Source organism: Nocardia sp. NPDC050378 (assembly GCF_040655675.1).
Classification (GTDB): Bacteria; Actinomycetota; Actinomycetes; order Mycobacteriales; family Mycobacteriaceae; genus Nocardia; species Nocardia coubleae.
This window is the reverse complement of record NZ_JBFAKI010000010.1, coordinates 42,652-55,495: the sequence shown is the minus strand read 5'-3', so window position 1 is coordinate 55,495 and position 12,844 is coordinate 42,652. Positions and strand designations below refer to the sequence as shown.

The 12,844-nt window shown below is 69.0% G+C and carries 8 protein-coding genes; 5 read left to right on the top strand and 3 right to left on the bottom strand.

Features of this window, described 5'->3' with window-relative positions:
• Positions 1-476: 476 nt before the first annotated feature.
• Positions 477-1,358 carry a UTP--glucose-1-phosphate uridylyltransferase gene (locus tag AB0I35_RS21735; protein ID WP_357397977.1) on the bottom strand — a complete coding sequence of 294 codons (882 nt, stop codon included), beginning with the start codon at positions 1,356-1,358 and terminating at the stop codon, positions 477-479.
• Between the two features lie 94 nt (positions 1,359-1,452).
• On the opposite strand from AB0I35_RS21735, the gene AB0I35_RS21730 reads away from it, so the two are divergent.
• Both AB0I35_RS21730 and AB0I35_RS21725 read left to right on the top strand, forming a co-directional pair.
• Entirely contained in the window at positions 1,453-2,829 is a 1,377-nt protein-coding gene (locus tag AB0I35_RS21730) for a DNA polymerase IV (protein WP_357397976.1), read from the top strand.
• A gap of 103 nt (positions 2,830-2,932) precedes the next feature.
• The gene (locus tag AB0I35_RS21725) at positions 2,933-6,163 is read left to right on the top strand and encodes an arabinosyltransferase domain-containing protein (RefSeq protein ID WP_357397975.1); all 3,231 of its coding nucleotides are present in this window, start codon (positions 2,933-2,935) and stop codon (positions 6,161-6,163) included.
• Positions 6,164-6,285: 122 nt separating this feature from the next.
• On the opposite strand, the gene AB0I35_RS21720 is transcribed toward AB0I35_RS21725, so the two are convergent.
• Entirely contained in the window at positions 6,286-7,209 is a 924-nt protein-coding gene (locus tag AB0I35_RS21720) for an ADP-ribosylglycohydrolase family protein (protein WP_357397974.1), read from the bottom strand.
• Positions 7,210-7,524: 315 nt separating this feature from the next.
• Here AB0I35_RS21720 and AB0I35_RS21715 point away from each other — a divergent pair, with 315 nt between their 5' ends.
• Positions 7,525-8,394 (top strand): M12 family metallo-peptidase, encoded by an 870-nt coding sequence (locus tag AB0I35_RS21715; protein ID WP_357397973.1) that lies wholly within the window; start codon positions 7,525-7,527, stop codon positions 8,392-8,394.
• A 138-nt stretch (positions 8,395-8,532) separates the two neighbouring features.
• On the opposite strand, the gene rarD is transcribed toward AB0I35_RS21715, so the two are convergent.
• Complete coding sequence (rarD, locus tag AB0I35_RS21710; RefSeq protein ID WP_357397971.1) at positions 8,533-9,489, bottom strand: EamA family transporter RarD; 957 nt, start codon at positions 9,487-9,489, stop codon at positions 8,533-8,535.
• Positions 9,490-9,524: 35 nt separating this feature from the next.
• Between rarD and AB0I35_RS21705 the strand changes: the two genes are divergently transcribed.
• On the top strand, positions 9,525-11,945 hold the full coding sequence (locus AB0I35_RS21705) for an HAD-IC family P-type ATPase (RefSeq protein ID WP_357397969.1): 2,421 nt from the start codon (positions 9,525-9,527) through the stop codon (positions 11,943-11,945).
• Between the two features lie 70 nt (positions 11,946-12,015).
• Entirely contained in the window at positions 12,016-12,834 is an 819-nt protein-coding gene (locus tag AB0I35_RS21700; RefSeq protein ID WP_357397968.1) for a PhzF family phenazine biosynthesis protein, read from the top strand.
• The last annotated feature ends 10 nt before the right edge of the window (positions 12,835-12,844 follow it).

Here is a 12,844-nt window from a genome sequence, read left to right as displayed (position 1 = left end):
GGGTAGGTGCTGCATTGCGCGGGAAATCTTCGGCACGAACCGATTTCGCGCGGCCACAGGGTTATCGCGGTCGAGCTTTTCCGACATACCGAGCCAGATCGCCGAAGAGTTGCTGAAATGAGTGACTTCAGGCATCGCGTGGGGCACAATCAGATCTGTTGCTGCTCATGCGCATGGAACACGCTGAGATATCAGTGACGGTTCGTGATGAGTGTCCTGTGGAAGCGGTGTCGCGACGGTAGGGGTCCAAGCTCCGTCGCGACACCGGATCAGCGGGCAGCCACCCGCGCCATCGGGGATGCTGCCCGGTAACCGACCAGTCGGCGACCCGTCGCCGGGGCGAGGGGAGTCCACCATGCGACGAAAAGTCCTGCGACGTCTGCTCTTCGGATTCGTGGCAACGATCGCGACGAATATTGTCCTCTCGGACAAACGATCCTGACCGGTGGTGGGCGCCGCGCGTGCGCGGCGCCGTGTCACCGCTCGTCCACCAGCTGACGCAACAGCGGCCCGTACTCCGGATGGGCCAGCGCCGAAGCGAATTGGGCGACCAGGTAGTCGCCCGGGTTACCGGTGTCGTACCAGCGGCCCTGGATCACCTGCCCGTACACCGCGTGTTCGGCGGCGTACTTGTTGATCGCGTCGGTCAGGTACACCTCGCCGGTGCGGTGGGTGTACCAGTTGTCGGTCTGCAGCTGCAGTTCGTCGATGATGCCCGGCGTCACCACGTACCCGCCGATGGCCGCGTACGCCGACGGCGCGTCCTCCGGTTTCGGCTTCTCCATCAGCCCGGAGATGCGCAGCAATCCGTCGTCGAGGTCCTCGCGGACCACCGGCACGCCGTAGCGCTGCGACTCGCCCGGTTCCATCGGCATCAGGGCGAGCACCGGGCAGCCGGTGGACTCGTAGGCCTTGATGAGCTGCTGGGCGCGCGGTACCTCGGCGACGAACACGTCGTCGGGCCAGAGCACCAGCATCGGTTCGTCGCCCAGGTGGCGGGCGGCGTTGAGCACCGGGGTGCCGTTGCCGTACGGGCCGTGCTGGTCGAGGTAGGTGATGTGGCCCTCGCGCGATAGCTCACCCACCTCCTCCACGGCGTCGGCGTAGGCGGACTTGCCGTCGGCACGCAATTGGGCGACCAGCGCCGGGTTCGGCCGGAAATGGTCCTGGATCAGCGACTTGCCACTGGTCACCACGATGGTGATGTCGGTGATACCGGAGGCGACCAGCTCGCGCACCGTGTGCTCGATGACGGGTTTGTCGCCGACCGGCAGCATCTCCTTCGGCGTCGCCTTGGTCAGGGGCAGCAGCCGGGAGCCGATTCCCGCGGCCGGGATAACAGCCTTACGGATCTTCATCACCCGATCATCACACATTTCGAGGTGTCTGTGCGGTGCCTCGGTGGCGGCCGGGTGTCGAGGATCTGTCGGTGGGGCCGCGTACATTGCGCTCGTGAGTACCCATGTCCCGGTCGAGGCCAGGCCCGATGCCGCGGTCACCGCACGTCGGTGGGTGCTGCACATCGATATGGACGCCTTCTTCGCCTCGGCCGAACAGCTCACCCGGCCGACCCTGCGCGGCAGGCCGGTGCTCGTGGGTGGGGTCGGTCAGCGCGGGGTCGTGGCAGGTGCCAGCTATGAGGCGCGGGTGTTCGGTGCGCGTTCGGCCATGCCCATGCATCAGGCGCGGCGGCTGGTCGGTGTCTCGGCGGTGGTCGTGCCGCCACGCGGTGCCGTGTATTCGGTGCTGAGCGGACGGGTGTTCGACGCGCTGCGCAGCCGGGTGCCGGTGCTCGAGACGTTGTCGTTCGACGAGGCGTTCGCCGAACCGGCCGAGCTCGCCGGGGCGAGCGTCGCCGCCGTCGAGGAGTACTGCGCGATGCTGCGCGCGCTGGTCCGCGCGCGGACGGGTCTCACCGCCTCCATCGGCGCGGGCACCGGGAAACAGCTGGCCAAGATCGGCTCCGGACTGGCGAAACCCGATGGGATGCGGGTGATCTCGCCGGCTGAACAGGGCGCGCTACTGGCCGGGTTGCCGGTGCGCAAACTGTGGGGCATCGGTCCGGTCGCCGAATCGCGATTGCGCAGCCTCGGTATCGAGACCGTCGGCGCGTTCGCCGCGCTGCCGGAATCCGAGGCAGCCTCGATCCTCGGCGGCAGTGTCGGGGCCGCGCTGCACCGGCTGGCGCGCGGAATCGACGACCGGCCGGTCGCCGAGCGCGCCGAAGCCAAGCAGATCAGCGCCGAGAACACCTACGAGCGCGACATCGTCACCCTCGCCGACCTGCGCACCGCGATCACGGCCATGGCCGCCTCGGCGCACCGCAGACTCGGACGCGACGGTCGCGCCGCCCGCACCGTCGTCCTCAAACTCAAGAAGTCCGACATGAGCGTCGTGACCCGCTCGTTCACACTGCCCTACGCCACCACCGAACTGAGCACGCTGGCCGCGGCCGCGCAACGTTCGGCCGTCGACCCCGCCGAACTCGGGCCGATCCGGCTGGTGGGGGTCGGTTACGGCGGTCTCACCATGGTTCGCCAGGAATCGCTGTTCCCCGAACTCGACCAGGCGCTACCCGCCGATATCGACACCGATTCCGTCGAGGCGCCCGAGCCGGTGGCCGAACAAGCGGAAACGCCGGTGGGGCAATGGTCTCCGGGTATGGACGTGCGGCATCCGGAGTTCGGGCACGGGTGGGTGCAGGGGGCGGGCTACGGCGTAGTGACAGTGCGTTTCGAGACCAGTTCGACAGGTCCCGGCCCGGCGCGAACATTTCCTGCCGACGAATCGGGACTTTCGCCCGCCGACCCGCTCGCCAGCCTCGACTGAGCGGGCCACGCCCGGCACCGCACCCCGAACCGAAGGACGAGCGGGACGGCTCCACGCCGGGGCGGCTGGGGCGCGGGCGGGCGCGCGGTTAGGATCAGGCCCCGTGGTTGAGACGATCGTGCGGCAGGGGCATCCGCCCAGGGGTGCTTCGGAGCCGGTGCGACCGGGTTCGCCCGGCTGGGCGCGGGTCGTGGCGATCGTCGCCGGGCTGATCGCGGTGCTCAGCGCCGCGGCCATCCCCTTCCTTCCGGTCCGCGTCGACGCCGCGAGCGTGTCCTGGCCGCAGCAGGGCTCCCCCGCGTCGGTCGAGGCACCGCTGGTGGCCTACGCACCGGCCGCGCTGACGGCGACGGTGCCGTGTGCGGCATTGAGTTCGGTCGCGGCGACCGGCGGGGTGGTCGTGTCCACCGTGCCGAGGCAATCGGCGGACATGGAGAAATACGGCTTCGTCGTCAAGGTCGTCGCCGATACCCCCGAGCGTCCCGGCCGGGTCGACGTGGTGTCGCGCTCGATGCTGGTGTGGACCGCGCCGCTGGCCGAGGTGCTCGACCGGTCGTGCGCGCTCACCGTCACCTTGTCGCCGACCGGATCGACGGTCACCACAACAGGACTCGGGGAGGGCGCCACCCTCGCCGGTGATCTCCGTCCGCAGGTGGTCGGAGTGTTCAGCGAGCTCACCGGCGCCGCACCCGCCGACCTCGCGGTGCGCGTCGACGTCGATTCGCGCTATATCACCTCACCCACCTGGCCCAAGCTCGCGGTGATCGCGCTGTGCGTGCTCGCGACGCTCGTCGCGCTGTTCGCGCTGCACCGGCTCGACGCCGCCGACGGCCGGTCGGCGCGCCGGTTCCTGCCGCAGCGCTGGTGGCGGTTGCGCCCGGTCGACTGGCTGGTGTTCGCGGTGCTCGGGGTCTGGCATTTCATCGGCGCCAACACCTCCGACGACGGCTACATCCTCGGGATGGCAAGGGGCGCACGCAGTTCGGGCAACATGTCGAACTACTACCGCTGGTTCAGCGTCGACGAGGGGCCGTTCTACACTCCCTACACCGACATCATCGGCTGGCTCACTCACATCTCCACCGTCAGCCCGCTCGTGCGCCTGCCCGCGCTGCTCGCCGGTGTGCTCACCTGGTGGTTGATCAGCCGGGAGGTGCTGCCGCGCCTGGGTGTCGCGTTGCGGCACAGCAAGCTGGTCACCTGGACCGCGGCGCTGGTGTTCCTCGCGTTCTGGCTGCCCTACAACAACGGCTTGCGCGCGGAATTCGTTGTCGCCCTCGGTGTTCTGGTCACCTGGGTGTCGGTGGAGCGGGCCATCGCCACGCGACGGTTGCTGCCCTACGCGGTGGCGGTGATCGTGGCCGCGTTCACCCTCACCGGTGCGCCGTCGGGGCTGATCTGCCTCGGCGCGCTGGTGGCCGGTGCGCGCACCATGACGGCGGTGATCGTGCGCCGGGCCAAGACGGTGGGCTTCCTGTCGCAGCTGCTGCCGATCCTCGCGGCGGGCGTCGTCGTGCTCACCGTCGTCTTCGCCGACCGCACCCTGGCCGGTGTGCGCGAGATGTTCGCGGTGCACGAGAAGATCGGGCCGGGGGAATCCTGGTTCTTCGAGTTCCTGCGCTACCAGTTCCTGTTGCAGATCAACGCCGACGGCTGGCTCACCCGCCGCTTCGGGGTGTTCGTCATGCTGCTCGGCCTCGTCGTGTGTGCGGCGACCATGCTGCGGCGTGGCGGTCACATCCCCGGCACCGCCGTCGGACCCACCCGGCGTCTGCTCGGCATCACCCTCGCCGCCATGGTGCTGATGATGTTCTCGCCGACCAAGTGGACACACCAGTTCGGCGTCTTCGCCGGTCTGGCCACCTGCGTCGCCGCTGTCACCGCAGTCGCCGTGAGCCCGGCGGTGCTGCGGCCCTTGCGTAACCGGGCGCTGTTCGCCGCCGCGGTGTTCTTCGCGCTCGCGGTGACCTTCGTCGGCGCCAACGGCTACTGGTACGTGTCGGCGTGGGGTGTGCCGTGGTGGGACAAGCCGCCGTCGGTCGCCGGGTTCGGTATCTCCACGGTGTTCGCCGGACTCACCGGGCTCGCGCTGCTGATCGCCGCCTGGTTCCACATCCACCCGAATCCGTCGGCCAAACCGACGCGGCTCAGCGGTGTGCCGGTGCTCGCGGTGGCTGCCGCGATGATGGTGCTGTTCGAGGTGGCGTCCTTCGCCAAGGCCGCCGTCGCCCAGTACCCGGCGTACTCGGTGGCGAGTTCGAATCTGAACGCGGCATTCGGCGGCGGCTGCGGGTTGGCCGACGAGGTGCTCGTCGAAACCGACGCCAACGCCTCGATGCTCGCCCCGCTCACCGGTGACATGACCACGACCATGACGGGCGAATCGACCGGTTTCCGCCCCGACGGCGTGGCCCCCGTGCTCACCTCCGACGAGGTGGAATCCACGACCGGCCAAGCGAATTCGGTCTCCGACGACCCCGACGAGCTGCGCGACGCGACCACGTCGGCGGGTTCGGAATCGCGCCAGGGCTCGCTGCAGCTCCCGTTCGGCCTCGACCCGGCCACCACCCCGGTACTCGGCAGCTACCGGGCGGGCACGCAGGAACCTGCCGCCCTGACCACCGGCTGGTTCCGCTTGCCCGAGGGCCCGCGCGGCCCGCTGCTCGCGGTGTCGGTGGCCGGCAGGATCCGTTCGGTCGACGCCGACGGCATCGTGCATCCCGGCCAGGACCTGATGGTCGAATACGGCACCGCCGCGCCCGACGGCACGGTGCGGGTCACCGGTCAGGTGATGCCGATCGACATCGGCCCCGCACCGGTCTGGCGCAACCTGCGCGTGCCGCTCGACCAGCTCCCCGCCGACGCCACGGCGGTCCGTCTGGTCGCTGCCGACAAGGATCTCGGGCCCGACCAGTGGCTCGCCGTGACCCCGCCGCGCATGCCCCAGACCACCACCCTGAGCGCACTGGTCGGTCGCACCACCCCCGTACTGCTGGATTGGACTGTGGGCCTGCATTTCCCGTGCCAGCACCACATGCCCAGCTACAACGGTATCTCCGAAATCCCCGGGTACCGCATCCTCCCCGACCGCAACAGCGCGACCATCACCAACCTCTGGCAGGGCCACGACGGCGGCGGCCCACTCGGCTGGACCCAACTCCTCTTCACCGCCCGCACCCTCCCCACGTACCTGAACAACGACTGGGACAAGGACTGGGGCTCCCTCGAGCAATACCTCCCCCGAGACACCACAGCCACGCCCGCCGAGGTCTCGGTGAACCCCCGCACCGAGTGGGGCACCTGGACTCCCGGCCCCGTCATCACCGCCTGGTAACCCTGGACACTTGATCGCCACGCTCAGGTGGATGGATTGCACCCGATGTGCGCGGTTGCCGCCGACGCCCAGGGCATCTGTGCGAACCTGCGTGACTGGGCGGGGTTGCGTCTGCGCGGGTGTCAGGTGGTGGTGATGCGGTGGGCGAGGGTGGGGAGGTCGGTGCCGGTGAGGCCGGGGTAGCCGTGGAGGATGTCGCGCCAGCGGGTGGGGACGGCGGAGGCGCCCCAGCGGGCGCCGAGGAGGCCGCCTGCGATGGCGGCGGTGGTGTCGGTGTCGTTGCCCGCGCGGACGCACGCTTCCAGGGCGAGGGGAAGGTGGGTGGGTGCGGATCTGTCGGTGGTGGTGATGGCCCACCAGGCGGTCTGCAGGGCGTGGACGACCCAGCCGTTGTTGGGGAAGTCGGCGGGGGTGCCGTGTTCGGCCTCGTCGAGGCGGGCGGTCCAGTATTCGGAATAGGCTGAGCCGCGGACGTATTCGCGCACGCCGTCGAAATTCGCGTGCAGGACGGCGTGCCGGATGGCGTACGTCCAGATCTTGCAGGCTTCGACCGCCTGTTCGTCGTAGTGGGTGAGCATGCCGACCCGCCCGGCCGCCGCCACGCATTCGGCCGCGTCGTCGAGGTAGGCGAGCGCCACCGGCGCCGTGCGCATGAGCGACCCGTTCCCACCGGTCCGTCCGGTCAGCGACATCGCCGCCGCCTGCATGTCCAGCGCCGAGCTCGGCCTGATCGACAGCACCGCCCTGGTCTGATTGCCGATATCCGGCGGATCGGTGTCGTACCAGCGAACGAACCCCTCGGCCACCGCGTCCAGGTCGATCCCGGGCCCCCGCGCCGCGGCCTGGGCGACCACCAAGGCCATCGAGGTGTCGTCGGTCCACTCACCGGGCGCCCAGTGGAACGGCCCACCGCCGATCATGTCGATCACCACATCGGCCCCGGGCTCGGTGAACTCGTACCCCGCCCCCAGCGCATCCCCGGCAGCCGTCCCCACCAGCACCCCGGCCACCCGATCCGCAAACCCCGAATCCCGCACAGCATCCACCTCTTTCGCCGACGAACCGACTACTGACCCTACCGTCCACCCGCAGGCTCGGTCGGTCTGCCGCAATCCGACGTCCAGCGGGTCGGTGGGCGGGGAAGACCCGGCGCGGGCCGCCGCACGCTTACCGGCCCGCAGGTTTGTAAACAACGATGTTTCACATTCTCCTGCTGGTCCATCGAGTTGCAGCTACTGTTCCACACGCAGTTCGGTGAACGCGCCAGGAGTGAGAGATGAGCACCTTCCAGGCACGAACCGCGGGTGCCGAACTGGCGTTGCGACAGCCCCGACGCCCACGAATTCATCGAAAGGTTTCAGATGAAAGACAAGTCCAGGCCACTGCGAGCAGCGCGAATGGCCACGGCGTTCGCGGCAACGGTGATGTCCGCGATGACGATCACCGCGAGCGTCACGGCCTTTGCCGCGCCCGGCGGTCTCGATACCGGTTCAGGGTCCTCGGGTAGCGCGAATTCCGGTGCGAGCGGACCTGTCATCGATCTACTGGTGTACTACACGCCTGAAGTCCTGGCCGCACGCGGCAGCGAGCAGGCCGTGCTGGCCGCGATCGACAGCAGCGTGCGGGGCATGAACGATGCCTTGGCCCGCAGCGAGATCGCCGGTCAGGTCCGCGTCACGACAGCGCTGAAAGCTGGTGCCGGTGAATCGGTGACCGGCCGGGGCGGCAAGGCGCTGGACTGGCTGCGGGGCAACTCCGGCGTCCAGCAAGCCCGTGACCAATACAAGGCGGATCTGGTCTCGCTGGTGATCACCGGCGGCGAGGGCGTGGCAAGCCTGCCCAACTTACCGCTGAGCCAGGCCTCGGCGGGTGCCACGTGGAGTGTGGTCGGAAACGATTGGCTCGAACCGGATCTCGCGCACGGCGAGGCCGGAGTGTTCGCCCACGAACTCGGCCACAACCTGGGAGCCATGCACGACTGGGGCACCAGTCCCGGCAGCGGCGGCGAGTACCCCGAACGCCACGGCCACGTCACCGCGGCCAGTCACGTCGATATCATGGCCTACAACACCTCGCCCCTGTGCAAGACCACTTGCCAACGCAAGCCCTACTACTCCAATCCCGATGTCACTGTCGAGGGTGAGGCATTCGGCCGGCGCGGTGGTGAACATCCTTCCGACCTCGCTTCTGTCTTCGCGCTGACGATTCCGGTCGTCGCTGCTTACCGCTGACACCGCCATAGGTGTTCGGAGAACCGGCCGCTCCGAAAACCCATGGCGCGTCGCCCGGCCCACTACCAGTGACATGTCCCGGCGCTCGAACTCGCGGGTACTTCGAGTGCACGGCGTGACAGTCGCCACCTCGATTCACTAGGCGCCGGGATCGGAGTGACTGGTTGTCTGCACTGAGCGGCGCGCGGATGGTTCGGCGGCGCGGGCGAAGACGGGGCGACGGTTGCGGTGGGCTCGGCGGAGGGCGTCGGTGGTGAAGACGGCCAGCGCGGTCCAGATGAGGGCGAAACCGATCCAGCGGGAGGGTGGCATCGGTTCGTGCATCACCGCGACGCCCCAGGCCATCTGGAGGGCGGGGGTGAGGTACTGGAGGATGCCCATGGTCGACAGGGGAACGCGCTGGGCGGCGACGGCGAACAGCAGCAGCGGGATCAGGGTCACCGGCCCGGTGGCCATCATCAGCCCGAAATGCGCGGGGCTGGAGGTGAACTCACTGCGCCCGGTGGCCAGCAAGACGATCACGAACGCCAGCGCGAACGGGGCGGCGACCATCCCCTCGGCGGCGATCCCGCGCAGCGCGTCGAGCCGGATCACCTTCTTCACCAGCCCGTAGGTGGCGAACGAACACGCGAGCACCAGGGCGATCACCGGCGGTCTGCCGTAGTCGACGGTGAGCACGACCACCGCCAGCGCACCGAGCGAGAGCGCGGCCCACTGGGCACGGGAGAGCCGTTCCCGGAAGAACACCACCCCGAACGCCACGGTCACCAGCGGGTTGATGAAGTACCCGAGCGCGCACTCCACCACGTTCCCGGAGATCACCCCGAACACGTAGACGCCCCAGTTGATCGAGATCGCCGCCGACGCGACCGCCGCCAGCCGCCAGGTCCGCGCGTCGATTGCCCGCATCTCCCGCAGCCGCCCGCTGAGCAGCAACACCAGCACCACGACGACCAAGGTCCAGATGATCCGCTGCGCCACCACCTCCACGGCCGACGCGAACGCCAGCAGCCCGAAGAACGCCGGAAACAGACCCCAGATCAGATAAGCCCCCGTCCCGAAGACGACACCGGGCGGGGACGTTCTTGGCTGCATTCATCCCATGTTACGACTGACGTAGCCTGTCGGGCATGTCCATATCCGTGCGGGAGCCCGCCACCGGGCTCAGCGCAACAGAGGTCGAACAGCGGCGCCGTGACGGTCAGACCAACGACGTGCCCGCGCGGGCGAGCCGGTCGGTCGGCGAGATCGTCCGCGCGAACGTGTTCACCCGCATCAACGCCATCCTCGGTGTGCTCTTCCTGCTCGTGCTGTCGACCGGTTCGGTCATCGACGGCATGTTCGGGCTGCTCATCGTGGCCAACAGCGCGATCGGCATCATCCAGGAGGTGCGCGCCAAACGCACCCTCGACCAGCTGGCCATCGTCGGCCAGGCCATGCCGACCGTGCGGCGCGACGGCGTCGCGAAGGAGATCGCCCCGGGTGAGGTGGTGCTCGACGATCTGATCGAGCTCGGCCCCGGCGACCAGATCGTGGTCGACGGCGAGGTGACCGAGGCCGCCGCCCTCGAGGTGGACGAGTCGCTGCTCACCGGTGAGGCCGATCCGATCGACAAGGGTGTCGGCGCCCCCGTGATGTCGGGCAGCTTCGTGGTGTCGGGCTCGGGCGCCTACCGCGCGACGAAGGTCGGCAAGGACGCCTACGCCGCCAAGCTGGCCGAAGAAGCGAGCAAGTTCACCCTGGTGCACTCGGAACTGCGCTCGGGTATCGACAAGATCCTGAAATTCATCACCTACCTGCTGATTCCGGCCGGTCTGCTCAGCATCTACAACCAGCTCGTCTCCAGCGGCGAGTCGTGGCGCCCGGCGGTGACCGGCATGGTCGCGGCCCTGGTGCCGATGGTCCCCGAGGGCCTGGTGCTGATGACCTCCATCGCCTTCGCGGTCGGTGTGGTCCGTCTCGGTAAACGCAACTGCCTGGTGCAGGAGCTGCCCGCCATCGAGGGCCTGGCCCGCGTCGACGTGGTGTGCGCGGACAAGACCGGAACCCTCACCGAGAACGGGATGCGCCTGGCCCGCGTCGAACCGCTCGGCTCCTTCGACGAGGCGAGCGTGCGTCGGGTACTCGCCGCCCTGGCGGCCGACGATCCACGCCCCAATGCCAGTGTGCAGGCCATCGGCGAGGCGCTGCCCGACCGCCCGGACTGGACCGGGACGGCCGTCGCCCCGTTCTCCTCGGCCAAGAAGTGGAGTGGCATTTCCTATGGTGCCCACGGTGATTGGCTCCTCGGCGCACCCGACGTGCTGCTCGATCCCACCTCCGGGACCGCCGCGCACGCCGAGCAGGTGGGTGCCCAAGGTCTGCGGGTGCTGTTGCTCGCGCGCGGTGACCGCCCGGTCGATGCCCCCGACGCGCCGGGCCGGGTGGAGCCCGCCGCCCTCGTCGTGCTCGAACAGAAGGTGCGCCCCGACGCCAAGGACACCCTCGAATACTTCGCGAGCCAGCATGTCTCGATCAAGGTGATCTCCGGCGACAACGCCGTCTCGGTCGGCGCGGTCGCCGCCTCGCTCGACCTGCCCGGTGGATCCGATCCCGTCGACGCGCGCACCCTGCCCGAGGACCGCGACGAACTCGCCGACGTACTCGACGGGAAATCCACCTTCGGCCGCGTGCGCCCCGACCAGAAACGGGCCATGGTCGGCGCCCTGCAGTCGCGCGGCCACACCGTCGCCATGACCGGTGACGGCGTCAACGACGTGCTCGCCCTCAAGGACGCCGACATCGGTGTCGCCATGGGCGCGGGCAGCCCGGCCACCCGCGCGGTGGCCCAGATCGTCTTGCTGGACAACAAATTCGCGACCCTGCCGTACGTGGTGGGGGAGGGGCGACGTGTCATCGGCAATATCGAGCGGGTGTCGAATCTGTTCCTCACCAAGACCGTGTACTCGGTGCTGCTGGCGTTCCTGGTCGGCCTGGCGGGTGTGGGTTCGCAGATCTTCGGCTACGACCCCATCGGGTATCCGTTCCTGCCGCGCCACGTGACCATCGCGGCCTGGTTCACCATCGGCATTCCGGCGTTCGTGCTGTCGCTCGCGCCCAACAACGAGCGGGCCCGCACCGGGTTCGTCGGCCGGGTGATGCGGCTGGCGGTGCCCTCGGGTGTGGTGATCGGCGTCGCGACGTTCGTGGCCTACCTGATCGCGTACGCGGGCCCCGAGGCCTCGGAGACGCAGCGGGTGCAGGCCGGGACCACCGCGCTGATCACGCTCATCATGATCGCGGTGTGGGTGCTCGCGCTGGTCGCGCGCCCGTACGTGTGGTGGAAGGTGGTGCTGATCGCGGTGTCGGTGCTGGCCTATGTCGCGCTGTTCACGATTCCGTTCACCCGCGAGTTCTTCAAGCTCGACCCGTCGAATCCGCGGCTCACCCTGGCCGCGGTGGTGTGTGGTGTGATCGGCATCGTGCTGGTGGAACTGGCCTGGTGGGTGCAGGCGCGACTGACCGGCAACGCGGGCAAACTCGTCCCGCCGGTCGGGGCACAGGGGGCGTAACCGGGGCCGGGCCCGCCTCGAGAACCCTTGTGCCGGGCGAAGTTTCGGTGTTGGAGTACCTTTGCCGGTTATGGAGGTATTGCTGCACCAGATCGACGCTTTCGCCGACGCGCCGTTCTCGGGCAACCCGGCCGCGGTCATGCCGTTGCCCACCTGGCTGCCGGACACATTGCTGCAACAGCTCGCCGAGGAGAACAACCTCGCCGAGACGGCGTTCTATACCTCCCAATTACCCCCGGAGGCAGGCGGCCCACCCGGTGACTGGCCCGCGTTCCACCTGCGCTGGTTCACTCCGGCCGTCGAGGTGGACATGTGCGGGCACGCCACCCTCGCCTCGGCGGCTCAGATCATCTCCGACATCCACCCCGAACACGACCGCGTCAGCTTCTACACTCGTTCCGGCTGGTTGCACGTCGACCGCACCGACGACGACGAATACGTCCTGAACCTGCCCGCCCTCGCCTCGGTCCAGGTCGATCCCGACCCTGCTCTGGTCGCGGCGCTCGGCGTCACCCCGGTGCGTGCCTACACCGGTCAGGACGAGATCATCGTGGTCGCCGGCGAAGACGAAGTTCGTTCGGCCACACCCGATTTCGGCGCCTTTCCGCAGCTGCCACGCGGTGCGGTCCTCACCGCTCCCGGTCGTTCGAGCGACTTCGTCTCCCGCTTCTTCGGGCCCGGCGTCGGCGTTCCGGAAGACCCGGTCACCGGCTCGGCCCACGCACAGCTGGTTCCCCTCTGGGCCCGCGAACTCGGGCACTCCACCCTCACCGCCCGCCAGCTGTCCCGCCGTGGCGGCACCTTGCGCGGCGAACTGGCCGACAACCGGGTCCTGCTCCTGGGCCGATGCAGACGCTATCTCGACGGAGTCGTCACGCTGCCGGACTGAGGCCGCGACG

Excerpts from the sequence above, each read along its gene's own strand:
- AB0I35_RS21700 (WP_357397968.1), top strand. The coding sequence starts at position 12,016 with ATGGAGGTATTGCTGCACCAGATCGACGCTTTCGCCGACGCGCCGTTC.
- AB0I35_RS21715 (WP_357397973.1), top strand. The coding sequence starts at position 7,525 with ATGAAAGACAAGTCCAGGCCACTGCGAGCAGCGCGAATGGCCACGGCG.
- AB0I35_RS21705 (WP_357397969.1), top strand. The coding sequence starts at position 9,525 with ATGTCCATATCCGTGCGGGAGCCCGCCACCGGGCTCAGCGCAACAGAG.
- AB0I35_RS21735 (WP_357397977.1), bottom strand. The coding sequence starts at position 1,358 with ATGAAGATCCGTAAGGCTGTTATCCCGGCCGCGGGAATCGGCTCCCGG.
- rarD (WP_357397971.1), bottom strand. The coding sequence starts at position 9,489 with ATGCAGCCAAGAACGTCCCCGCCCGGTGTCGTCTTCGGGACGGGGGCT.